Source organism: Pseudomonas sp. P108, assembly GCF_032613195.1.
In the GTDB taxonomy this organism is placed as follows: domain Bacteria; phylum Pseudomonadota; class Gammaproteobacteria; order Pseudomonadales; family Pseudomonadaceae; genus Aquipseudomonas.
The window spans coordinates 6309303-6333381 of sequence record NZ_CP126691.1 but is presented as its reverse complement, the minus strand read 5'-3'; the positions used below and the strand labels follow the sequence as shown (position 1 = coordinate 6333381).

20 protein-coding genes are annotated in these 24079 nt (G+C 60.1%); 15 read left to right on the top strand and 5 right to left on the bottom strand.

Going from position 1 to position 24079, the window contains the following annotated elements; translation table 11 throughout:
• Positions 1–202: 202 nt before the first annotated feature.
• The 5 genes from QOM10_RS28105 to gcvP all read left to right on the top strand — a co-directional run bounded on the left by QOM10_RS28105 (position 203) and on the right by gcvP (position 7863).
• Positions 203–1207: an extracellular solute-binding protein gene (locus tag QOM10_RS28105; RefSeq protein WP_077574973.1), complete on the top strand. Its 1005-nt coding sequence runs from the start codon at positions 203–205 to the stop codon at positions 1205–1207.
• 243 nt (positions 1208–1450) lie between these two features.
• Positions 1451–3067, top strand: a complete 1617-nt coding sequence (locus QOM10_RS28100; protein WP_316917296.1) for an iron ABC transporter permease — start codon at positions 1451–1453, stop codon at positions 3065–3067.
• Between the two features lie 156 nt (positions 3068–3223).
• Complete coding sequence (gene gcvT / locus QOM10_RS28095; protein ID WP_316917295.1) at positions 3224–4306, top strand: glycine cleavage system aminomethyltransferase GcvT; 1083 nt, start codon at positions 3224–3226, stop codon at positions 4304–4306.
• Positions 4307–4355: 49 nt separating this feature from the next.
• Positions 4356–4739 carry a glycine cleavage system protein GcvH gene (gcvH, locus tag QOM10_RS28090; protein ID WP_122596654.1) on the top strand — a complete coding sequence of 128 codons (384 nt, stop codon included), beginning with the start codon at positions 4356–4358 and terminating at the stop codon, positions 4737–4739.
• A gap of 250 nt (positions 4740–4989) precedes the next feature.
• A complete protein-coding gene (gene gcvP / locus QOM10_RS28085) occupies positions 4990–7863 on the top strand; it encodes an aminomethyl-transferring glycine dehydrogenase (protein ID WP_316917294.1) in 2874 nt (957 codons plus the stop codon).
• A 188-nt stretch (positions 7864–8051) separates the two neighbouring features.
• On the opposite strand, the gene QOM10_RS28080 is transcribed toward gcvP, so the two are convergent.
• From QOM10_RS28080 to QOM10_RS28070, 3 genes are all read right to left on the bottom strand, one after another.
• The gene (locus QOM10_RS28080) at positions 8052–8372 is read right to left on the bottom strand and encodes a DUF2388 domain-containing protein (protein ID WP_174245147.1); all 321 of its coding nucleotides are present in this window, start codon (positions 8370–8372) and stop codon (positions 8052–8054) included.
• A gap of 66 nt (positions 8373–8438) precedes the next feature.
• Entirely contained in the window at positions 8439–10223 is a 1785-nt protein-coding gene (locus QOM10_RS28075) for a GspE/PulE family protein (protein ID WP_095119877.1), read from the bottom strand.
• Positions 10224–10315: 92 nt separating this feature from the next.
• On the bottom strand, positions 10316–10654 hold the full coding sequence (locus tag QOM10_RS28070) for a hypothetical protein (protein WP_150793162.1): 339 nt from the start codon (positions 10652–10654) through the stop codon (positions 10316–10318).
• A gap of 126 nt (positions 10655–10780) precedes the next feature.
• Here QOM10_RS28070 and QOM10_RS28065 point away from each other — a divergent pair, with 126 nt between their 5' ends.
• A complete protein-coding gene (locus tag QOM10_RS28065) occupies positions 10781–11251 on the top strand; it encodes an Lrp/AsnC family transcriptional regulator (protein WP_007913818.1) in 471 nt (156 codons plus the stop codon).
• 88 nt (positions 11252–11339) lie between these two features.
• On the opposite strand, the gene QOM10_RS28060 is transcribed toward QOM10_RS28065, so the two are convergent.
• On the bottom strand, positions 11340–12710 hold the full coding sequence (locus QOM10_RS28060; protein WP_102901393.1) for an inorganic triphosphatase: 1371 nt from the start codon (positions 12708–12710) through the stop codon (positions 11340–11342).
• A 155-nt stretch (positions 12711–12865) separates the two neighbouring features.
• Here QOM10_RS28060 and argE point away from each other — a divergent pair, with 155 nt between their 5' ends.
• Positions 12866–14011: an acetylornithine deacetylase gene (gene argE, locus QOM10_RS28055; protein WP_316917293.1), complete on the top strand. Its 1146-nt coding sequence runs from the start codon at positions 12866–12868 to the stop codon at positions 14009–14011.
• 239 nt (positions 14012–14250) lie between these two features.
• Positions 14251–15549: an amino-acid N-acetyltransferase gene (argA, locus tag QOM10_RS28050; RefSeq protein ID WP_064389470.1), complete on the top strand. Its 1299-nt coding sequence runs from the start codon at positions 14251–14253 to the stop codon at positions 15547–15549.
• Between the two features lie 83 nt (positions 15550–15632).
• On the opposite strand, the gene tauA is transcribed toward argA, so the two are convergent.
• A complete protein-coding gene (gene tauA / locus QOM10_RS28045) occupies positions 15633–16622 on the bottom strand; it encodes a taurine ABC transporter substrate-binding protein (RefSeq protein WP_410479192.1) in 990 nt (329 codons plus the stop codon).
• Between the two features lie 364 nt (positions 16623–16986).
• On the opposite strand from tauA, the gene QOM10_RS28040 reads away from it, so the two are divergent.
• The 7 genes from QOM10_RS28040 (at position 16987) to ssuB (ending at position 24008) form a co-directional block, all read left to right on the top strand.
• A complete protein-coding gene (locus QOM10_RS28040) occupies positions 16987–18342 on the top strand; it encodes an OprD family porin (protein WP_127930165.1) in 1356 nt (451 codons plus the stop codon).
• Positions 18343–18638: 296 nt separating this feature from the next.
• Positions 18639–19277 (top strand): peroxiredoxin, encoded by a 639-nt coding sequence (locus QOM10_RS28035; protein ID WP_122604481.1) that lies wholly within the window; start codon positions 18639–18641, stop codon positions 19275–19277.
• A gap of 313 nt (positions 19278–19590) precedes the next feature.
• A complete protein-coding gene (gene ssuE, locus QOM10_RS28030; RefSeq protein WP_007913832.1) occupies positions 19591–20184 on the top strand; it encodes an NADPH-dependent FMN reductase in 594 nt (197 codons plus the stop codon).
• A 90-nt stretch (positions 20185–20274) separates the two neighbouring features.
• Positions 20275–21240, top strand: coding sequence for a sulfonate ABC transporter substrate-binding protein (locus QOM10_RS28025; RefSeq protein WP_007913834.1), 966 nt, complete (start codon positions 20275–20277; stop codon positions 21238–21240).
• A gap of 25 nt (positions 21241–21265) precedes the next feature.
• Positions 21266–22414, top strand: coding sequence for an FMNH2-dependent alkanesulfonate monooxygenase (gene ssuD / locus QOM10_RS28020; RefSeq protein WP_018928626.1), 1149 nt, complete (start codon positions 21266–21268; stop codon positions 22412–22414).
• A gap of 8 nt (positions 22415–22422) precedes the next feature.
• A complete protein-coding gene (gene ssuC, locus QOM10_RS28015) occupies positions 22423–23205 on the top strand; it encodes an aliphatic sulfonate ABC transporter permease SsuC (RefSeq protein WP_003229260.1) in 783 nt (260 codons plus the stop codon).
• Entirely contained in the window at positions 23202–24008 is an 807-nt protein-coding gene (gene ssuB / locus QOM10_RS28010; protein ID WP_007913838.1) for an aliphatic sulfonates ABC transporter ATP-binding protein, read from the top strand. The genes ssuC and ssuB overlap by 4 nt, the downstream gene beginning before the upstream one ends.
• Positions 24009–24079: the final 71 nt, after the last annotated feature.

The following is a 24079-nucleotide window of genomic DNA, read 5'->3' as shown; positions in this document are numbered from 1 at the left end:
GGCCTCATCGCGAGCAGGCTCACTCCTACAGGGGATCGCATTTCAAATGTAGGAGTGAGCCTGCTCGCGATGGCGCCCGTCCAGGCGCCACAATTTTCAAACTGTGCAACATCTGGTAACTCCTTCAAAAAGAGTTCGATTGAGGTGGTAAATGTGAGTCCTTATCATTTGGCCCACATTTCCCGACCGAGAGACCACTCCCATGTTGGCACCCAAGCGTCTTCTGACCGCACTGGCCCTGACCCTGATCGGTAGCACCACGGCCCAGGCCGCTGATGAGGTGGTGGTTTACTCGTCGCGCATCGATGAACTGATCAAGCCGGTCTTCGATGCCTACACCGCCAAGACCGGGGTGAAGATCAAGTTCATCACCGACAAGGAAGCGCCGCTGATGCAGCGCATCAAGGCCGAAGGTGAAAACGCCACCGCCGACCTGCTGCTCACCGTTGACGCCGGCAACCTCTGGCAGGCCGAGCAGATGGGCATCCTGCAACCGTTCACTTCGAAGACCATCGACGCCAACATTCCGCTGCAGTATCGCTCGTCCAGCCATGCCTGGACCGGCCTGAGCCTGCGCGCGCGGACCATCGCCTACTCCACCGAACGGGTGAAACCGGGTGAACTGACCACTTACGAAGCGCTGGCCGACAAGAACTGGGAAGGGCGCCTGTGTCTGCGTACGGCGAAGAAGGTCTACAACCAGTCGCTGACCGCGACCATGATCGAAGTCCATGGCGCCGAGAAAACCGAAAAAATCCTCAAGGGCTGGGTCAACAACCTGTCCACCGACGTGTTCTCCGATGACGTTGCGGTGCTCGAAGCGATCAATGCCGGGCAGTGCGACGTTGGCATCGTCAACACGTACTACTACGGTCGCCTGCACAAGCAGAAGCCGGAGTTGCCGGTAAAACTGTTCTGGCCGAATCAGGCCGATCGCGGTGTGCACGTGAACCTGTCGGGCATTGGCCTGACCAAACATGCGCCGCACCCGGAAGCGGCCAAGGCTTTGGTTGAGTGGATGACCACGCCTGAGGCGCAGAAGATCTTCGCTGACGTGAACCAGGAGTTCCCGGCCAACCCGGCGGTGGCGCCTTCGGAAGAAGTGGCGGCGTGGGGCAAGTTCATTGCTGATACCTTGCCGGTGGAAGTGGCGGGCAAGCGTCAGGCCGAGGCGATCCGGATGATGGATCGGGCGGGTTGGAACTGAGGCTTTTCCGATAACACTGTTCACTTTAGATCGCTGCCCTCACCCCAGCCCTCTCCCGGAGGGAGAGGGAGCCGATCTGTGTTGTTTTCGAAACTTGAGTTCGACTCGATATCTCAGGTCGGCGTAATTCTCATAAACTACGCGGTCAGTCCCCTCTCCCTCCGGGAGAGGGCTAGGGTGAGGGCAGCAATCCCAACCTGAAATACTCAATCCAAGAACACCCAATCCCTCAGAGAACCAAAAGTGGCCCACCCCGCCCAACGCCGCTGGTACCCCATCGTCTTCGCCATCGCCGCGCTGGTGCTGTTGCCCCTGAGCGTTCTACTGCTCTCTTGGCAAACCATCGATCAGCAAATCTGGTCGCACCTGTGGGAAACCCAGATGCCACGCCTGCTGGGCAACACCCTGACGCTGGTCGTTGGCGTGGGTGTCGGTGTGACGCTGCTCGGTGTCAGCCTCGCCTGGCTCACCAGCCTCTGCGAATTCCCCGGGCGGCGCTGGCTCGACTGGGCGCTGATGCTGCCATTCGCCATCCCCGCGTATGTGCTGGCCTTCGTTTTCGTCGGCCTGCTCGACTTCGCCGGCCCGGTGCAGACACTGCTCAGGGAATGGTTCGGCACCGGTCTGCGCCTGCCACGGGTGCGCTCCACCGGCGGGGTGATTATCGTGCTGGTGCTGGTCTTCTACCCGTACGTTTACCTGCTGGCGCGCACCGCGTTTCTCGCGCAGGGCAAAGGCCTGATGGAAGCCGCGCGGGTACTTGGTCAGTCGCCGTGGCAAGCCTTCTGGCGGGTGGCGTTGCCGATGGCGCGTCCGGCCATCGGTGCAGGCGTGGCGCTGGCGCTGATGGAAACCCTGGCAGATTTCGGTGCCGTGTCGGTGTTCAACTTCGACACCTTCACCACAGCGATCTACAAGACCTGGTACGGCTTCTTCAGCCTGCCGAGTGCGGCGCAACTGGCCAGCCTGTTGTTGCTGGTGGTAATGCTGGTGCTGTACGGCGAACGTCGCGCGCGTGGCGCCAACCGGGCAAGTAACGAGCGACCTCGGGTGAAAGCGCTGTATCACTTGCGTGGACTCAAGGCTTTCGCGGCGATGAGCTGGTGCGGCCTGGTGTTCGCCTGCGCCTTCGTCATTCCGGTGCTGCAACTGGTTGTCTGGTTCTGGCAGCGCGGGCGTTTCGATCTCGATGAGCGCTACGCCGGGCTGATCCTGCACACCCTGTATCTGGGCGGCATGGCCGCGTTGATTACCGTCAGCGTTGCTTTTTTGCTGGCGTTTGCCCGGCGCTTGGCACCCACGCAGGCGATCAACTCCGGCGTTGGGCTGGCCAATCTTGGCTACGCCTTGCCGGGTTCGGTGCTGGCGGTGTCGATCATGCTGGCTTTCAGTTACCTGGATCGTGAGCTGGTGATTCCGCTTTCCAGTTGGCTCGGTGGCGCAGGCAAACCGTTGCTGCTCGGCAGCCTGGCGGCGTTGCTGATGGCGTATCTGGTGCGTTTTGTGGCGGTCGCGTACGGCCCGCTGGAAAGTAGTCTGGCGCGTATACGGCCCTCTTTGCCCGAAGCGGCACGTAGCCTGGGTGTCAGTGGGCCGCGACTGTTTTTCAAAGTGTATCTGCCGCTGTTGCTGCCCGGCACGCTGAGCGCGGCGTTGCTGGTGTTCGTCGATGTGCTCAAGGAAATGCCCGCGACCCTGCTGATGCGCCCGTTTGGCTGGGATACGCTGGCCGTACGCATCTTTGAAATGACCAGCGAAGGCGAATGGGCGCGGGCGTCTTTGCCGGCGCTGACTCTGGTTCTGGTTGGATTGTTACCGGTCATCGGCCTGATTCGCCGCTCCGGCCATCGAAACACTTAGTAGTGAGTCCTGAATCATGCGGCTACAATGCGCGGCATTCGGTGCGGTTCGTCTGACAGATCTTTTCGCTGAAATTGGCTGAAGGCCTTCTATTACAAGGCTTTCACGCTGTGCAGCGACTGTCCGCACCTTCGCCACGCCCGGAAGGAGAAACCCATGGGACAGCGTACGCCTCTGTATGACCTGCATCTCGCCCTCGGCGCGAAGATGGTCGATTTTGGCGGTTGGGACATGCCCCTGCATTACGGCTCGCAGGTCGAGGAGCACCACGAAGTGCGCCGCGATTGCGGGGTGTTCGATGTATCCCACATGACCGTGATCGATGTCACCGGCCCCCAGGCCAAAGCCTGGCTGCAGCATTTGCTGGCCAATGACGTCGACCGCCTGCACCGCCCCGGCCGTGCGTTGTACAGCACCATGCTCAATGAGCGCGGCGGCATCGTCGACGACATGATCGTCTACCGCCTCGATGACGCTTATCGTCTGGTGTTCAACGCGTCCACCCGCGATCAGGATCTGGCCTGGATGAACGCGCAGCGCGGCGATTACGACGTGCAACTGCAGGAGCGCACCGAGCTGGCGATGCTCGCCATACAAGGCCCGCAGGCCCGGCACAAGATTGCCGAACTGGTGACCCAGTCGCGCGCTACGCTGATCCAGCACCTCAAGCCCTTCGAAGGCTACACCGACGGTGACTGGTTTATCGCCCGTACCGGTTATACCGGTGAAGATGGTCTGGAAATCTGCCTGCCGGCCAGTCAGGCGCCGGGGTTCTTCAACGATCTGGTCGGCGCCGGCATTTCCCCGATCGGCCTCGGCGCCCGCGACACTCTGCGCGTTGAAGCCGGAATGAACCTCTACGGTCAGGACATTCATCAGGACGTTTCGCCATTGGCTTCGAACATGGCCTGGAGCATTGCCTGGGAGCCGGCCTCGCGCCAGTTCATCGGCCGCGCCGCGCTGGAAGCGGAAAAAGCCGCCGGTGTTGCACACAAACTGGTCGGCCTGGTGCTGGAAGAGCGCGGTGTTTTGCGTGCTCATCAAGTGGTTCGTATCGCCGATGTTGGCGAAGGGGAGATCACCAGTGGTAGTTTCTCTCCTACGCTAAGCAAATCGATTGCCCTGGCGCGTGTTCCGATGGCCACCGCCGACCGCGCCGAAGTGGAAATCCGTGGCAAGTGGTACCCGGTACGAGTGGTCAAACCGACCTTCGTACGCCATGGCAAAACTTTGATCTAACCTTTTTCCGGCGGGCATGACCGCTGACCCAATTCCGAGGACACCGAAGATGAGCAATATCCCCGCTGAACTGCGTTTTGCCGAAAGTCATGAATGGGCACGTCTGGAAGCTGACGGCACCGTCACCGTGGGCATCAGTGATCACGCGCAGGAAGCGCTGGGCGATGTGGTGTTCGTCGAGCTGACCGAAGTGGGCAAGGTGTTCGCCGCTGAAGATCAGGCTGGCGTCGTTGAATCGGTGAAAGCTGCTTCCGACATCTATTCGCCGATCAGCGGTGAAGTCATCGCAATCAACGAAGAGCTGGGCGGCTCGCCGGAGCTGCTGAACTCCGATCCGTACGGTGCGTGGATCTTCAAGCTCAAGCCAAGCGACAAGGCTGAGCTGGACAAGCTGCTGGATGCTGCTGCTTATAAGGCTGCCATCGGCGAGTAAGCTTTAAGCAACACCCCAAAGCCCCGACTCGTCGGGGCTTTTTCATGCACGATGCAATCCCCTGTAGGAGTGAGCCTGCTCGCGATAGCGGTGTGTCAGTCAGCCTTAAGGCGTCTGAAGGAACGCTATCGCGAGCAGGCTCACTCCTACAGAGGTACGCGGTGCACTGAAAATGGGTTGCCACATCGGCTGCTATGCTGGTTTGACCGTGTTGCATTGACGCTGAGCGCCAGCCAAGAGAGAGCCCGTCATGTCCCAGTTGCCGTCCCTGAGCCAGTTACGCGATCCCGATGCCTTCCTGCGCCGTCACCTCGGCCCCGATGCTGCCGAACAACAGGCGATGCTCGACAGCCTCGGCCTCGGCAGCCGGGTCGAACTGATCGAGCAGACCGTGCCGCCGGGCATTCGCTTCAATCGCGCACTGGATCTGCCGCCCGCCCTCGATGAACAGGCCGCGCTGGCCAAACTGCGCGGTTACGCCGAGCAGAACCAGGTCTGGACCAGTCTGATCGGCATGGGTTACCACGGCACCCTCACGCCGACCGTCATCCTGCGCAACGTGCTGGAAAATCCCGGCTGGTACACCGCGTACACGCCCTATCAACCGGAGATCGCTCAAGGCCGGCTCGAAGCGCTGCTGAATTTCCAGCAGTTGACCATCGACCTCACCGGCCTCGAATTGGCCAACGCCTCGCTGCTCGATGAAGCCACGGCGGCGGCGGAAGCCATGGCTTTGGCCAAGCGTGTGGCGAAGTCGAAGAGCAATCTGTTTTTCGTCGATGAGAACTGCCACCCGCAAACCATTTCCGTGGTGCAGACCCGCGCCGAAGGCTTCGGCTTCGAGCTGATCATCGACGCTGTGGATAACCTGAAACAGCATCAGGTGTTCGGCGCACTGCTGCAGTATCCGGACACCCATGGCGAGGTTTGCGATCTGCGTCCACTGATCGATCACTTGCATGCGCAACAGGCATTGGCTTGTGTCGCTACCGATTTATTGAGCTTGCTATTGCTGACACCGCCGGGGGAGTTGGGCGCCGATGTGGTGTTCGGTTCCTCTCAGCGTTTTGGCGTGCCGATGGGTTATGGCGGGCCGCACGCGGCGTTCTTTGCCAGTCGGGAGGAATACAAACGGGCGATTCCGGGGCGGATCATCGGTGTGTCGAAGGACGCCCGGGGCAACGTGGCGCTGCGCATGGCCCTGCAAACCCGTGAGCAACATATTCGTCGTGAGAAGGCCAATTCGAACATCTGCACCGCACAAGTCCTGCTGGCCAACATCGCCAGTTTCTACGCGGTCTATCACGGCCCGGAAGGCTTGAAACGCATCGCCCAGCGTGTGCACCGGTTGACCTGCATTCTGGCGGCGGGGCTTGAGCGCAAAGGCATCAGCCGGGTCAATACGCAGTTCTTCGACACGCTGACGCTGGACGTCGGCGGTGCGCAAACCGCGATTATCGAGAGCGCCCAGGCTGCACAGATCAACCTGAGGATTCTCGGGCGTGGGCGGGTCGGGCTGAGTCTCGATGAGACCTGCGATGAACGCACCGTGGCGAAACTGTTCGATGTACTGCTCGGTGCCGATCACGGGCTGAACGTCGACGATCTCGACGCCGAAGTACTGGTTTCCGGCATCCCCGACAACCTTCAGCGCAAGACGCCTTATCTGCGCCATCCGGTATTCAACGCTCATCACAGCGAAACCGAGATGCTGCGCTATCTCAAACAACTGGAGAACAAGGATCTCGCGCTTAACCAGTCGATGATCCCATTGGGCTCGTGCACGATGAAACTCAACGCCACCAGCGAAATGATCCCGATCACCTGGCCGCAATTCGCCAACCTGCATCCGTTCGTGCCGCGTGAGCAGGCAGTTGGTTACACCTTGATGATCGAAGAACTGGAGCGCTGGCTCTGCGCAATCACCGGGTTCGATGCGATCTGCATGCAGCCCAACTCCGGCGCCCAGGGCGAATACGCCGGGCTGCTGGCGATCCGCAAATATCATGAGAGCCGACAGCAGGGCGCGCGGGATATCTGCCTGATTCCGTCCTCGGCTCACGGTACCAACCCGGCCTCAGCGCAAATGGCCGGGATGCGTGTGGTGATCGTCGAGTGCGACGAGGCCGGCAACGTCGATCTGGAAGATTTGAAGTCGAAAGCCGCCGAGGCTGGGGATAAGTTGTCGTGCCTGATGGCGACCTATCCGTCGACCCATGGTGTGTACGAGGAGGGCATCAGCGAGATCTGCGAGGTTATCCACAAGCATGGCGGTCAGGTGTACATGGACGGCGCCAACCTCAATGCGCAGGTCGGGCTGGCGCGGCCGGCGGACATCGGCGCCGACGTGTCGCACATGAATTTGCACAAGACCTTTTGCATCCCCCACGGCGGTGGCGGCCCGGGCATGGGGCCGATCGGCATTCGCGCGCACCTGGCGCCGTTCGTCGCCAATCATCCGGTGGTGCCAATCGATGGGCCGTTGGCGCAGAACGGCGCCGTCAGCGCGGCGCCATGGGGCAGCGCAAGTATTTTGCCGATCAGCTGGATGTACATCGCCATGATGGGGCCGCAATTGGCGGACGCCAGTGAAGTGGCGATCCTGGCGGCGAATTACCTGGCGCAGCATTTATCCGGCGCGTTCCCGGTGTTGTATACCGGGCGCAATGGGCGCGTGGCCCACGAATGCATTCTCGATCTGCGGCCCTTGAAGGCGCAGACCGGAATCAGTGAGGAAGACGTCGCCAAGCGTCTGATGGATTACGGCTTCCATGCGCCGACCATGTCCTTCCCGGTGCCGGGGACCTTGATGGTCGAGCCGACCGAAAGTGAGTCCAAGGCTGAGCTGGACCGATTTATCGGCGCAATGCTGAGTATTCGCGCGGAAATCACCGAAGTGCAGAACGGCAACTGGCCGGCCGAGGACAACCCACTGAAACGCGCGCCGCATACCCTGGCGGATGTCACCGGGGTTTGGGAGCGGCCCTACAGCATCGAGCAGGGCATTGCCCCGGATGCGCATACCAAAGCGCACAAGTATTGGCCGGCGGTGAATCGGGTCGACAATGTCTATGGCGATCGCAACCTGTTCTGCGCCTGTGTCCCGGTGGATGATTACCGCTGACATTCAGACTGTATGCAGTCCTTGTGGGAGCGAGCTTGCTCGCGAAGACGGCGTGTCAGTCGCCGCATATTTCGGATGTGAAATTGCCTTCGCGAGCAAGCTCGCTCCCACAGGGTTTTGTGCTGGGCTCAGAAGACAGGCAAAAAAATGCCGCTCATATGAGCGGCATTTGTGCTTCTGCGAACGGCTTACTCGGAAGCCACGGCGTTCTTCGCCAGAATCGCATTCGCCAGTTCCATGTCCGACGCCTGCAGGCCCGGATTGTCGGCGCGAACCTTCTGCATCGCTGCTTCCAGATACGGCCCGCGAATGCCGCCGTCACTGGCAACGAAACTGCCGGCATCGTCCTGTGCGGCGATGATCAGCTTGTGATCCTTGAAGGTCAGGTAAGTCGAACCGGTGGTGGCACCGGACGAGATGACGTTACGCCAAAAGCTGTCCGCCATGGCCGAACCAACGGGAAGGGACAGCAAGGCCAGAGTGGCGACAGCAAGTTTGAGACGCATGATGAGATGACTCCTGGGGGTTAACTAGGGCCTTGGATCGCCATTTCCCCGATCCGGTTCCATGGTGACTTATTTCTGCTCGCTCTGCGGCGTCACCCGTAGCACTTCCTCTACTGTGGTCAGCCCTGCCGCAACCTTCTGCGCGCCGGACAAACGCAAACTGCGCATGCCTTCCTTGAACGCCTGCCGCCGAATGGCGGTGAGGTCGGTGTCCGGGGTGATAAAGGCTTTGAGGCTGTCGCTCAGTTGCATGATTTCGTAGACCCCGGCGCGGCCGCGATAGCCGGTATCGCGGCATTCCACGCAACCAATGGCACGTTGCGCGTTGCCCGGCAACGGCGCCTGCCACGGGCGGGTCAGGGTTTGCCAGTCTTCGTCCTCGAGGGTCAGCGGCGCCTTGCAATGCGGACACAAGGTGCGCACCAAACGCTGGGCCATGACCCCGAGCACGGTGGCTTTGATCAAGTAATGCGGCACGCCGAGTTCGAGCAGGCGGCTGATCGCGCTGGGGGCGTCGTTGGTGTGCAGGGTCGACAGCACCAAGTGCCCGGTGAGCGCTGCCTGAATCGCCATTTCAGCGGTTTCCAGGTCGCGGATCTCACCGATCATGATGATGTCCGGGTCCTGCCGCATCAGTGCACGCACCCCGGCGGCGAAGCTCAGGTCGATGTTGTGCTGCACCTGCATCTGGTTGAACGCCGGTTCGACCATTTCGATCGGGTCTTCGATGGTGCAGAGGTTGACCTCAGGCGTCGCCAGTTTTTTCAGCGTGGTGTACAGCGTGGTGGTCTTGCCCGAGCCGGTCGGCCCGGTGACCAGAATGATGCCGTTGGGCTGGCGGGTCATGTCCTGCCAACGCCTCAGATCGTCGGCGCTGAAGCCCAGTTGATCGAAATCCTTGAGCAGCACTTCAGGGTCGAAAATCCGCATGACCATTTTTTCGCCGAACGCGGTGGGCAGGGTTGAAAGCCGTAGCTCCACTTCGCCGCCGTCCGGGGTCTTGGTCTTGACCCGGCCGTCCTGGGGTTTGCGCTTCTCGGCGACGTTCATCCGCCCGAGGCTTTTCAGGCGACTGACAATCGCCATGGTCACCTGTGGCGGGAATTGATAGACGTTGTGCAGCACGCCGTCGATGCGAAAGCGCACGGTGCCTTGTTCACGCCGTGGCTCGATGTGGATATCGCTGGCACGCTGCTGGAAGGCGTACTGGAACAGCCAGTCGACGATGTTGACGATGTGCGCGTCGTTGGCGTCCGGCTCCTGATCGCTGGCGCCGAGGTTGAGCAGTTGTTCGAAGTTGCCGAGGTTACCGCTCTGCTGATCGCCATTGCTGGCGCCGCTGACCGATTTGGCCAGGCGGAAGAACTCGACGCTGAAGCGCTGGATATCCGCCGGGTTGGCCACCACCCGCTTGATTGGCAGTTTCAATACGTGGGTGAGATCGGCTTCCCATCCGGTGACGTAAGGCTGGGCACTGGCCACGGTGACCGAGTCGCGGTCGACCGCTACGGCGAGAATCTTGTGCCGTTGTGCGAAGGCGTAAGACATCAACGGCGTGATCGCGGCGACGTTGATTTTCAACGGATCGATGCGCAGATACGGCTGACCGGCCTGCTGCGCCAGCCACAGGGTCAGGCTTTCCAGGTCGAGGTGTTTGCCTGGACGGCTAAGGTCATCGAGTTGCTGACTGGCGATGAATTCCAGCGGGTGCATCTGGCCGTGAGCTGCATGGCGACGGCGGGCATTCAGTGCCTGCTCCGCCGAGTCCTGGCCGATAAAGCCTTGGGCGACCAGTTCACGCAGCACCTCGTTGAGTTCCAGCCAGCGGTCCTGAGTGGCGAGTTGAACGGACATGCGGGCTTCCTTTTGAGCGACAGTGCGCAAAAGGATAGTCGTGGCCCCGCAGACCGTTGGGCCACTACCCGACGAAGCCGTTGCCGGATTTGTCAGCCAGCGGCTTGCGCGGGTGCATCCCAGAAGCTGTCGGCGTTTTGCAGGTTCACCGAGCAAACGCTGATCAAGTTACGAAGTTTTTCCGCGATCACTTGCGCGCGATGCCAACTGAAACCGCCCATGACAATGTCGATCGACATCAAGTCATCCATGCGCTGCACGTTGACTTGTTCCGGTGTGAGGAATTGCAGTGCGAACAGGTTGAGCACCCGCACCAGCAAGTCCGGCTCAGCCTCGGCGAGAATCTGATACTGCGCCAGGCAATGGGCGTTACTGACGTTCCAGACATCGGCGCGGGTTGGCGCGGTGGTTACGGCTTCGAGGTGCGGCATGACGAGTCTCCAAAATCTCTGGAGGAATTTTTACATTCGGTGCGGGGTATTTCTTGGCTATGATCGGCGTTATTGATGATTGATCGATTGGATCAATTCGTAGAGTGCGTTATTTGAGCTTTTTTTATGCACAGCGAACTGGACAGCTACGACCGCAAGATTCTCGCCCTGCTGCAAGAGGACGCATCGCTCTCGAGTGCGCAGATCGCCGAGCAGGTCGGCCTGTCGCAATCGCCGTGCTGGCGGCGGATTCAGCGGATGAAGGAGGAGGGGATCATTCGTGGCCAGGTGACTTTGCTCGATCGCAAGAAGATTGGCCTGAATACGCAGATCTTTGCCGAGATCAAACTCAACGCGCACGGGCGTTCGAACTTCACCGAGTTCACCGAAGCGATTCGCGGCTTTCCGGAAGTGCTGGAGTGTTATGTGCTGATGGGCGCGGTGGATTTTTTACTGCGCATTGTTGCGGCGGACATTGAGGCGTATGAGCGGTTCTTCTTCGAGAAGCTGTCGCTGGTGCCGGGGATTCAGGAGGTGAATTCGATTGTGGCGCTGTCGGAGATCAAGTCCACCACCAGTTTGCCTGTCTTGCGATAAAGCAAAAGATCGCAGCCTGCGGCAGCTCTTACATGGGGCGGGTGTACACCCTGTAGGAGCTGCCGAAGGCTGCGATCTTTTAGCGGTATTACATGCGCAGCAGCATTTTCCAGGCGCGATTCTGGTAAACCGCAATCGCCTGCTGCTTGCGTGCGTCGAGCAGTTCGTCAGTGATCGTCGGTTCGTTGGCCAGTTGCGCCAGTTTGTTCAGCTCGCCGTACAAGCGATCCATTTCCGGGATTTCCAGCACATTGCGTGCGTGGTGCAGCCAGACCTGAATGCGCTCGATACGCGGCAGTTGTTCAGCCAGATCTTCCGGCTGCTGCTGATAACGCTGCAACTGCAGGGCCGTGGCTTCTTCGCCCAATGTGCGCGGCAACCAGCTGTGCAACTGCGCGCCACCCTGACGGTTGCCACGCACGTTGCGCTCGGCGGTCCAGGTGCGGGCCAGCAACCAACGCGAAGTGTTCAGCGAGAACAAGCCCCAGCGCGGGTCTTCGAGTTCTTCGATGAACTGCTCTGGCGCGGCTTTGCGCACGTCTTCGTCTTCGATACCGGCCTGCACCAGCGGGCGCCAGTCTTCCAGCAACGCATCCAGAGCAACGCGCAAGTCGTGGGTCGACTGACGCGGCGCGGCCTGGCCGAGGCTGCTGAGCAGGGCGCGCATTTCCGCGAGGTTCTCGACCCAGTCGAGCAACAGGCGCCAGTGACCGTTGAAACGGTACTGTTCGGCCAGACGCTGGCTGCTGCCGAGCAAGTGCCAGCTCAACGCAGCGAAGGCGTCGTCGAGTTGGGTTTCCGCAGTCAGCTCCGGCGCCGGCAGGCTCAGCGAGTAACTGTTGGCGTCGTACAGACGATAGCCACGTTCAGCCTTGCTGATGTCGCACGGCATCAGCGCCAGGGTTTCCGCCAGTTCAGCGGCCAGTTCCAGCAGCGCGGCAGGCTCGCCTTCGCGCAATTCCAGTTCCAGTTCGCAGATTTCTTCTTTCTGCTTGCCGACGACAACGTGACCAAGATCCAGCGCGGCTTCGATGACCACTTTGCTCTTGCCACGGCCCCAGGCGATTTCGGCGCGCTCACGGACGAAATCGGTGGTGAAGATTGGCTTGAGGGTTTTCTTGTCCAGTTCGGCCAGCGACTCGGGCCAGCATTCGCCGTCGAGTTTCTTCACGTCGAGCTTGGCTTTCGGCAATTTCCAGTCGTATTCATTACGCTCGGACAGACCGGCGACGCTCTGGCCACGGGTCTTGAGGGTCTGAATCACTTCGTCACCGTCCTTGCGCAGGCGCAGGGCGACTTTGGCCTGAGCCAGATCGCGCTCGGGGGTGTCGAAGTACTGGTTCATCAACTCACGGCGTTCCCAGCCACTTTTGTTGCGTTTTTTCAGTAACGGGTGCTCGCGCAGGGCGGCGAGGGTTTCGCGGCTGACGCGGAGTTTGATTTCGGTTTCTTTCTGCATGGCCGGAAAATCCAGGATCGGGAGCGCAGCCGGGGAATATGTGGCTGCCAAGGCCGTGCAGTGTACAGGACTGATTCGTCCTACGCCCTGCGGCGGTTTATTCCTGACGCCGGATGGCTCTATGATGGACTTCAAATCGGGAGTTGGAGTCAGCGATGCCTTTGCCGTCCATGCAAGACCAGTTCGCTGCGCTGATCGCCGCGCCATCGGTCAGCTGTACCCAACCGAACCTCGATCAATCCAATCGCGCGGTGATCGATTTGCTCGCCGGTTGGCTGGGGGATCTGGGTTTCAATTGCGACATCCAGCAGGTCAGCCCCGGCAAATTCAACCTGCTCGCCAGTTTCGGCAGCGGTCCCGGCGGGCTGGTGCTGGCCGGACACAGCGACACGGTGCCGTACGACGATGCGTTGTGGCAGACCGATCCGCTGAAGCTCACCGAGGTCGATGGCCGTTGGGTCGGGCTGGGCAGTTGCGACATGAAGGGCTTCTTCGCGCTGATCATCGAAGCCGTGCGGCCGCTGCTCGATCAGCCGTTCAAGCAACCACTGCTGATCCTCGCCACCTGCGATGAAGAAAGCTCGATGTCCGGCGCCCGCGCGCTGGCCGAGGCCGGACGTCCGCTGGGCCGCGCAGCGGTGATCGGCGAGCCGACCGGGCTCAAGCCGATCCGCATGCACAAAGGCATCATGATGGAGCGCATCGACATCCTCGGGCAGAGCGGCCATTCGTCGGATCCGCGTCTGGGCCACAGCGCCCTCGAAGCGATGCACGATGCGATCGGCGAACTGCGCGGCCTGCGCCTGTTGTGGCAACGTGAATTCAACAACCCGCAGTTCAGCGTGCCGCAGCCGACGATGAACTTCGGTTGCATCCATGGCGGCGACAACCCCAATCGTATTTGTGGCCAGTGTTCGCTGGAGTTCGATTTGCGACCGCTGCCAGGCATGGACCCGAAAGTCCTGCGCGCGGAGATTCTGCGCAAGCTCAACCCCGTGGCCGAGCACCATCAGGTGAAGATCGATTACAAACCGCTGTTCCCGGAAGTGCCGCCATTCGAGCAGGCTGAAGACGCCGAACTGGTGCGCATCGCCGAAAAGCTCACAGGTCATAGCGCCGAAGCAGTAGCGTTCGGCACCGAAGCGCCTTATCTTCAGCGCCTTGGCTGCGAAACCATCGTGCTCGGCCCCGGCGATATCGCCTGCGCGCATCAGCCTGGCGAATACCTTGAAATGTCACGTTTGCAGCCTACCGTGCATCTATTACGGCAACTGATTGAACATTACTGCCTGAAGAATTGAACGCATCCCTTGTAGGAGCTGCCGAAGGCTGCGATCTTTTGCTTTTGTTTCAGAAGATCAAAAGATCGCAGCCTGCGGCAGCTCCTACAGGGGCAAGTCGTTAAATTAGTGGGAATCCAACCCGTATTCATGAGGAGAGCGCGCGTGTCGCCAAGCCTGTTCCGACGATAACCATCAGCCCGCTGTGAGTTTTCCGTTTCGCCCCTTTTTAGGCTGCTATTTATTACAGGCCCAGGTTCATGCCCGAATACGTCAATTGGCTTCGCCACGCGTCTCCTTACATCAATGCCCACCGCGACTGCACCTTCGTCGTCATGCTGCCCGGCGACGGCGTTGAGCATCCGAATTTCGGCAACATCGTTCACGACATCGTCCTGCTGCACAGCCTCGGCGTGCGCCTGGTGCTGGTGCACGGCTCGCGCCCGCAAATCGAAACCCGCCTCGCTGCCCGCGGCCTGACCCCGCATTACCACCACGGCATGCGCATCACCGATGCCGCGACCCTGGAATGTGTAATCGATGCGGTCGGCCAATTGCGCATCGCCATCGAAGCGCGTTTGTCGATGGACATGGCTTCGTCGCCGATGCAGGGTTCGCGTTTGCGCGTGGCCAGCGGCAACCTCGTCACGGCGCGGCCGATCGGCGTGCTCGAGGGCGTCGACTATCACCACACCGGCGAAGTGCGCCGTGTCGACCGCAAGGGCATCAACCGTCTGCTCGATGAGCGCTCGATCGTGCTGCTGTCGCCGCTGGGCTACTCGCCAACCGGTGAAATCTTCAACCTGGCGTGCGAAGACGTTGCCACCCGCGCCGCCATCGACCTCGGCGCAGACAAACTGCTGCTGTTCGGCGCCGACCTCGGCCTGATCGACGAGAACGGCAAACTGGTTCGCGAACTGCGTCCGCAACAAGTACCGGCACATTTGCAGCGTCTGGGCAGCAACTATCAGGCGGAACTGCTCGATGCCGCCGCCGAAGCTTGCCGTGGCGGTGTGGCGCGCAGCCATATCGTCAGTTACGCCGAAGACGGCGCGCTGCTGACCGAGCTGTTCACCCGTGACGGTGGCGGTACGCTTGTGGCGCAGGAGCAATTCGAACTGGTGCGCGAGGCGGCGATTGAAGACGTCGGCGGTTTGCTCGACTTGATCAGTCCGCTGGAAGAGCAGGGGATTCTGGTGCGTCGTTCGCGCGAAGTGCTGGAACGCGAGATCGAACAGTTCAGCGTGGTCGAGCGTGAAGGCATGATCATCGCCTGTGCGGCGCTGTATCAGATTGCCGATTCCGATGCCGGTGAGCTGGCGTGCCTGGCGGTGAACCCGGAGTACCGCCATGGCGGTCGCGGTGATGAGTTGCTGGAACGCATTGAAACCCGAGCGCGGGCGCAGGGTTTGAAGACCTTGTTCGTCCTCACCACGCGCACCGCGCACTGGTTCCGCGAGCGTGGGTTCGAGCCGAGCAGCGTCGAGCGTCTGCCGGCGGCGCGGGCGTCGCTGTACAACTATCAGCGTAATTCGAAGATCTTCGAAAAGACTCTGTAACCGAGGCGTTCCATTCGCGAGCAGGCTCGCTCCCACATTTGTTCAATGAACCCATGTGGGAGCGAGCCTGCTCGCGAAGCTTTTTACTGGGTGATGAATTTCGCGCTGACATACGGCGAATAATCCGGCAGCACCGTTTCAACCTTGCCTTGCTCCTTCAAAAACTTCGCCGTCTCGCCAATCGCCTTCGCCGTGCCGCCCTCCAGCAGCGCCGTGGTTTGCTGCGCCTTGGCATCCGGGAACGCTGAACCCGCGAGCAATTCCGGCACGTCGGCGGCGTTGGCACCGGTCAGTTTGGCGATTTTCTGTACCGGCACCGAGTCGGCCGTCCAGCTGTCTTTATGCGCCGCATAATCGGCAAATGAGTCCAGCGTAACCTTGGCGAACTTCGCGACAACCTCTGGATGCTTCTCGGCAAAATCTTTGCGCGCCACCCAGACTTCAAAGGTCGGCGCGCCCCACTGACCGACCTGTGCTGCATCGGTCAGGGTCTTGCCGGTCTTGCGGATTTCCCCCAGCGCCGGCGACCAGACAAACGCGCCATCGATATCGCCACGCTTCCACGCCGCTGCGATCTCTGCCGGTTGCAGGTTCACCACTTTGACTTTCGAGCTATCCAGCCCCCAGTGCTTGAGTGCGCCGAGCAGGCTGTAGTGAGAGGTGGACACAAAAGGAGTGGCGATGGTTTTGCCGACCAGATCCTGCGGAGTATTGATTCCGCTGCCATTACGCACCACCAGTGCTTCGGCGGCATTGATCTGTGCTGAAACGATGAACGCCACAATCGGCAGATTGCGTGAAGCGGCGGCGGCCAACGGGCTGGAACCGAGGTTGCCGATCTGCACGTCGCCCGAAGCAATGGCTGTCACAACTTCCGGGCCGCTGTTGAAACGGCGCCAGTCGATTTTTTCGCCGATGGTCTTCTCGTAGACGCCGTCAGCCTGGGGGACTTTGCTCGGGTCGATACCGGTTTGATAACCCACGGTGAGGTTGGCGGCATGGGCCGAAAAAGAAATCAGTGCTGACACACAAACTGTAACAAATTGACTAGATAGTGCGCGTTTGGCCATCATGGCGTCGCCTTTTCGATAGGGTTTGACGATTTGGGGTTACGCCAAAGCTAATCGATATAAAAAAAGGCTAACAAATACCATTTAGGAATGAGCTTAGTCGCCGATACGCTGTTTCCCGGCGGAGGTGGCAAGATACTGGCCATATTCCGAAATGATATGAAAAAGAATGAATAAATTCTTTTTGGGTTTATCAGGAAATCTTTACTCTGCACGGACCAAATCACTGCGATTAGACCTTGGTCGTAGACATACAAGGTTACGATTGACTTGTCAGTCACGGTCTGGCGCTAATCGCGCATCTTAGGACCCGGGGCATCAGACCCAGGGCCAGGAACACAAGAATTAGAAACGAGAGGAGCTTTACATGAACAAGTCCACCTTGGCCCTGGCTGTGGCCGTAGGGGTTATGGCGCAGCAGGCAGGCGCCGCCGGTTTCATCGAAGACAGCAAAGCTACTTTGGGGCTGCGTAACTTCTACATCAACACTGACAACCGTAGCGGCACAAACGAACCAAGCCGCAACGAAGAGTGGGGCCAAGGCTTCGATCTGCGTTTCATTTCCGGCTATACCCAAGGCACCGTTGGTTTTGGTATCGACGCCATCGGCCTGCTGGGCGTACGTCTGGATTCGGGCGGCGGCACCAACGGTAACGTTACCGCTGCTGGCAAACCTGGTCCTGCTTACGGCGGCACTGTTTTCCCAAGCGAATCCAATGGCCAAGCGGTCGATAACTTCTCAAGCCTGGGCCTGACTGCCAAAGCCAAGATCTCCCAGACTGAGCTGAAGCTGGGTACTCTGCAGCCGAAGAACCCGGTTATCGTGACCAACGACGGTCGTCTGCTGCCACAGACCTGGCAGGGTGGCCAGATCACTTCCGGCGAGATCAAGGACCTGACCCTGGTCGGTGGTCAGATCGAGCACGCCAAAGGCCGTAACTCCAGCAACAATGAACAGCTGTCTATCAACGGCGCGGCACCGCGTACCGTTAACAGCAACAAGTTCATCTACGCTGGTGGTGACTACAAAATCACCAAAGACCTGACTGCGCAGTACTACTACGGCAACCTGGAAGATTTCTACAAGCAACACTTCCTGGGTCTGGTTCACAACTGGGCAATTGGCCCGGGCGTGCTGAAGTCTGACTTCCGTTACTTCAACAGCTCCGACGACGGTGCCAACGGCAACACCCCTGCTTACTTCAGCAGCGGTAACTATTCCGGTGTTGCCAGCGGTCGCGGTAAAGTCGACAACAACCTGTACAGTGGCCTGTTCCTGTACACCGTTGCTGGTCACACCTTCGGTGGCGGCTACCAGGTTTCCAACGGCAGCAGCGACTTCCCTTGGCTGAACCAGGGTGACGGCTCGTCGAACTACACCATCACCGACATGCAGATTCAGAAGTTCGGCCGTGCCGGCGAACGTACCTGGCAAGCTCGCTACTCGTATGACTTCGCCAAAGTCGGCGTACCAGGCCTGACCGCTGGTATGGTTTACCTGCGTGGCGACAACATCGACACCGTTACTTCCGGCGGTCGTGAAAACGGTAATGGCGACTCCGAGTGGGAACGTGACCTGACTATCGGTTACGTGGTACCGGAAGGCCCGCTGAAAAACGTTGGCTTCATGTGGAAAAACGCTACCTGGCGTACCAACATCGCTGGCGTTCGCGACCAGGACGAAAACCGCCTGATCCTCAGCTACTCGATCCCGCTGCTGTAATAGCGCGTTTCGATTCGTTGATGTAAAAAAAGCCCCGTCCGGCATCGCGCCGGACGGGGCTTTTGCGTTTTCGAGTCAGGCCCACCCCCGTAAGCCCTCCCCGAATTTCCCTCTTTACAGCAACTCAAGGCCTTCTCGAACCTTGCGACCGATATTCGTCGGGATGCCGTCGAGCGTCCAGTGAACAGATGTTTAATATTCACTAATGATCTAGATATCTCATTATTTATTCTTTTTCACGATGGCAAAACCCGGGCTACAGTTGAGGTCTCGAACAACTCATCAGGAGCAGCACCATGAGCCTCAGACTCGGCGACATCGCCCCCGATTTCGAACAGGATTCCAGCGCCGGCAAGATTCGTTTCCACGAATGGCTGGGCGATAGCTGGGGCGTGCTGTTCTCCCACCCGGCGGACTTTACTCCGGTGTGCACCACTGAGCTGGGCTTCACCGCCAAGCTCAAGGATGAGTTCAGCAAACGCGGGGTCAAAGCCATCGCGCTGTCGGTCGACCCGGTGGACTCGCACCACAAGTGGATCGAAGACATCAACGAGACCCAGAACACCATCGTCAACTTCCCGATCCTCGCCGATGCCGATCGCAAGGTCTCGGATCTGTATGACCTGATCCACCCGAATGCCAACGACACGCTGACCGTGCGTTCGCTGTTCGTGATCGATCCGAACAAGAAGATTCGTCTGACCATCACGTATCCGGCGAGCACCGGGCGTAATTTCCACGAGATTCTGCGGGTGATCGATTCGCTGCAGCTCACCGACAACTACAAGGTGGCTACACCGGCCAACTGGCAGGACGGTGAAGAGGTGGTGATCGTACCGTCGCTCAAGGATGAAGACGAAATCAAAAAGCGCTTTCCGAAGGGCTATCGCGCGGTGAAACCGTACCTGCGCCTGACGCCACAGCCGAATAAGTGAGATTTGCGGTGTAGTCACCACCCTTTCGCGAGCAGGCTCGCTCCCACATTTGAAACGCGATTCCCTGTGGGAGCGAGCCTGCTCGCGAAGGCGTCAGTCCGGGCAGCACAGAATTCAGAACCACTAAGCAGGGGATTTCAGGCCGTTTCGACGGCCTTTTTTTTGCCCGCAGTTTGTTGAAATGCATATCTCCAAAACGCATAACCAAATGAACAAATATGATTTATGGATATATAAATCAGCTGGTAAGGTCACTCCATCGAAGCGAGATCGCAACCCGCGAATCGCCTGTAACGCTTAAGGAATTGTCTCAATGCTGGTCGTCTCACTCGGTGGCAGTCCCAGCCTGCGCTCCCGTTCCGGGGTGCTGCTGGAACGCTCGCAACGCTGGTTGCAGGCGCAAGGGGTGGAAGTGGTGAGTTATCAGGTGCGGGACTTCCCGGCCGAGGATTTGCTCCACGCCCGCTTCGACAGCCCGAAGGTGCTCGACCTGCTGCAACAGATCGAAAACGCCGACGGCCTGCTGATCGCCACACCGGTTTACAAAGCGTCGTTCTCCGGCGCCCTGAAAACCTTGCTGGATCTGCTGCCCGAGCGCGCCTTGAACCACAAGATTGTCTTGCCGATGGCCACTGGCGGCAGCATCGCCCACATGCTGGTGGTCGATTACGCCCTCAAGCCGGTGCTGTCGGCATTGAAAGCCCAGGAAATGCTTCAGGGGATTTTCGCCGAGGACAGCCAGATCGCTTACGGCGAAGGCAGTGCGGCGGCGCAACTGGCTCCAGCGCTGGAGCAGCGTCTGCATGAAGCGCTGGATCAGTTTGTCGGCGCCATGGCCCGCCGGCCGAAACCGCTGGAACCGGGCCTGTTGAACGAACGTTTGTTGAGTGCTCGCTGGAGCATTTAAGCCACACCCGCATTTGATGTAACTCACCTTACTTCGCCGCTAACGGCCAAGCAGGTGCAGCCAAAACCCAACAGCAAAAAGGAGAGCGCTATGCGCACTGTATTTTTGCGTCGTGGTCTGGTCGCTCTGTTTGCTGCGGCTGTCACCTTCGGCGCCATCACTCAAGCTCAAGCCGAGACCCTTCGGATCGGTTATCAGAAATACGGCACGCTGGTGCTGCTCAAAGCCAAGGGCACTTTGGAAAAACGTCTGGCCGCTCAAGGCGTCGACGTGCAATGGACTGAGTTCCCCGGTGGCCCGCAACTGTTGGAAGGCCTGAACGTCGGCTCGATCGACTTCGGTGTCACCGGCGAAACTCCGCCAGTTTTTGCTCAGGCTGCCGGCGCCGATTTGCTTTATGTCGCTTATGAACCGCCAGCGCCGAACAGCGAAGCGATCCTCGTGCCGAAAGACTCGCCGATCAAATCGGTGGCTGATCTCAAGGGCAAGAAAGTCGCCCTGAACAAAGGCTCCAACGTTCACTACCTGCTGGTGCGTGCGCTGGAAGACGCCGGCCTCAAATACAGCGACATTCAAACCGTATTCCTGCCGCCGGCCGATGCTCGCGCTGCGTTCGAACGTGGCAGCGTCGACGCCTGGGTCATCTGGGATCCGTACCAGGCTGCCGCCGAGAAACAGCTGCAAGCGCACACCCTGCGCGACGGCAAAGGCATCGTCGACAACCACCAGTTCTATCTCGCGACCAAGCCTTACGCACAGAAAAATCCCGAGGTGATCAAGACTCTCGTGGAAGAAGTGCGCGCCGTTGGCGAGTGGTCGAAAGCCAACCCTGAAGACGTGACCCAACAGGTTGCACCACTGCTCGGCCTGCCGGCGGACATCACCCTGACCTCGGTCAAGCGCCAGGGCTACGGCGCGCTGTTCCTGACCCCGGAAGTGGTCGCCGCGCAGCAGAAAATCGCGGACACGTTCTTCCAGCTCAAGCTGATTCCCAAGCCGCTGAGCATCAAGGATGTGATCTGGACACCACCGGCCGCTGTGGCTAAAGCGCAGTAATTCGAATCCCCAAGGAGACCACTCCATGAGCCTCAATATTTTCTGGTTCCTGCCTACCCACGGCGACGGCCATTACCTTGGCACCGCCGAAGGCGCTCGCGCCGTTGACCACGGTTATCTGCAACAGGTCGCGCAAGCGGCGGATCGTCTGGGTTTCGGCGGCGTGTTGATTCCTACCGGCCGCTCTTGCGAAGACTCGTGGCTGGTGGCGGCGTCGCTGATCCCGGTGACCCAGCGGCTGAAATTCCTCGTCGCCCTGCGCCCCGGGATCATTTCCCCGACGGTGGCGGCGCGGCAGGCGGCCACGCTTGATCGTCTGTCCGGCGGCCGTGCGTTGTTCAATCTGGTGACCGGTGGCGACCCGGAAGAATTGGCTGGCGACGGTCTGTTCCTCAGCCACGAAGAACGCTATCAAGCCTCGGTGGAGTTCACCCGCATCTGGCGTCGTGTGCTGGAAGGCGAAACCGTTGATTACGACGGTCAGCACATCAGCGTGAAGGGCGCGAAGTTGCTCTATCCGCCGATCCAGCAACCGCGTCCGCCGCTGTACTTCGGTGGTTCCTCGGAAGCGGCGCAAGATCTGGCTGCCGAACAAGTGGAAATGGTCCTGACCTGGGGCGAGCCGCCCGCAGCAGTCGCCGAGAAGATTGCACAAGTCCGCGCCAAAGCCGCCAAGCTCGGCCGCACCGTGCGCTTCGGCATTCGTCTGCACGTGATCGTCCGCGAAACCAACGCTGAAGCGTGGCAAGCGGCGGATCGTTTGATCTCGCACCTGGACGACGACACCATCGCTCGCGCCCAGGCTTCGCTGGCGCGTTTCGATTCGGTCGGTCAACAACGCATGGCTGCGCTGCATGGCGGTAGCCGCGACAACCTCGAAGTCAGCCCGAACCTCTGGGCCGGTGTCGGTCTGGTGCGCGGCGGTGCCGGTACGGCGCTGGTCGGTGATGGGCCGACCGTCGCGGCACGGGTGAAGGAATACGCGGATCTGGGCATCGACACCTTTATCTTCTCCGGTTATCCACACCTCGAAGAGTCGTATCGCGTCGCCGAATTGCTGTTCCCGCACCTCGATATCGAGCGCCCGGAACTGCCGAAAAGCGCCGGTTACGTCAGCCCGTTCGGCGAGATGGTCGCCAACGACATTCTTCCCAAAGCCGCGTCGCAGAGCTGAGGCGCGCCATGAAGAAAATCATCCACAGCCTCGCGCCCTGGGCGTTGCCGGTATTGCTGCTGGCGGTGTGGCAGTTGTCGGTGTCGGCGGGTTGGTTGTCGACACGGATTCTGCCGGCACCGGTGGCGGTGATCGAAGCCGGCGTGAGCCTGGTGCGCAGCGGCGAAATCTGGACGCACCTGGCCATCAGCGGCTGGCGCGCGGCGCTCGGTTTCACCATCGGCGGCAGCATCGGGCTGGTCTTGGGTTTCATCACCGGCCTGTCGAAGTGGGGCGAACGCCTGCTCGACAGCTCGGTGCAGATGATCCGCAACGTGCCGCACCTGGCGCTGATTCCGCTGGTGATCCTGTGGTTCGGCATCGACGAGTCGGCGAAGATCTTTCTGGTGGCGCTGGGTACGTTGTTCCCGATTTACCTGAATACCTATCACGGCATCCGCAACGTCGACCCGGCGCTGGTGGAGATGGCGCGCAGTTATGGCCTCTCCGGTTTCAGCTTGTTCTGGCAGGTGATTCTGCCGGGTGCACTGCCTTCGATTCTGGTCGGTGTGCGCTTCGCCCTGGGCTTTATGTGGCTGACGCTGATCGTCGCCGAAACCATTTCCGCCAGCTCAGGCATCGGCTATCTGGCGATGAACGCCCGGGAGTTTTTGCAGACCGACGTGGTGGTGCTGGCGATCCTGCTTTACGCGGTGCTGGGCAAACTCGCCGACCTCGCCGCCCGTGGACTTGAACGTGTGTGGCTGCGCTGGCATCCGGCGTATCAGGTTGCCAAAGGAGGTGCGGCATGACCGCTCAACAACCTCCACGCTTGCTGCGCGGGATTCCGCTGGCGGTGCGCAATCTGCAGAAAACCTTCGGCGCGCGGCAGGTGCTGCGTGACATCGATCTGCACATTCCGGCGGGGCAGTTTGTCGCCGTGGTCGGGCGCAGTGGTTGCGGCAAAAGTACCTTGCTGCGTTTGCTCGCCGGCCTCGATCAACCGACTGGCGGCGATTTGCTGGCCGGTTCTGCGCCGCTCAGCGATGCGCGGGAAGACACCCGACTGATGTTCCAGGAAGCACGTCTGCTGCCGTGGAAAAAGATCATCGACAACGTCGGTCTCGGGCTTAAAGGCAACTGGCGTCCGAAGGCTCTTGAAGCACTGGACGCGGTTGGCCTGGCGGATCGCGCCAATGAATGGCCAGCAGCGTTATCTGGCGGACAGAAGCAGCGCGTCGCATTGGCGCGGGCGCTGATCCATCAGCCGCGCCTGCTGTTGCTCGACGAACCGCTCGGCGCACTGGACGCACTGACCCGCATTGAAATGCAGCAACTGATCGAACGTCTCTGGCAGCAACACGGCTTTACGGTGCTGCTGGTGACCCACGACGTCAGTGAAGCGGTGGCGATTGCCGACCGGGTGATTCTGATCGAGGACGGCGAAGTCGGTCTCGATCTGCATGTCGAACTGCCGCGCCCACGAGTGCGTGGTTCGCACCGACTGGCAGCGCTGGAAACCGAAGTGCTTAACCGTGTTCTCTCCCTGCCCGGCGAACCGCCGGCGCCGGAACCTGTTTCACCACTGCCTACGCAACTGCGTTGGGCGCAATGAAGCAGCTGCGAGCCTCAAGCTACAAGCTACAAGTAGAAGCGCTGTGCTTTTGCTTGCCGCTTGAAGCTTGC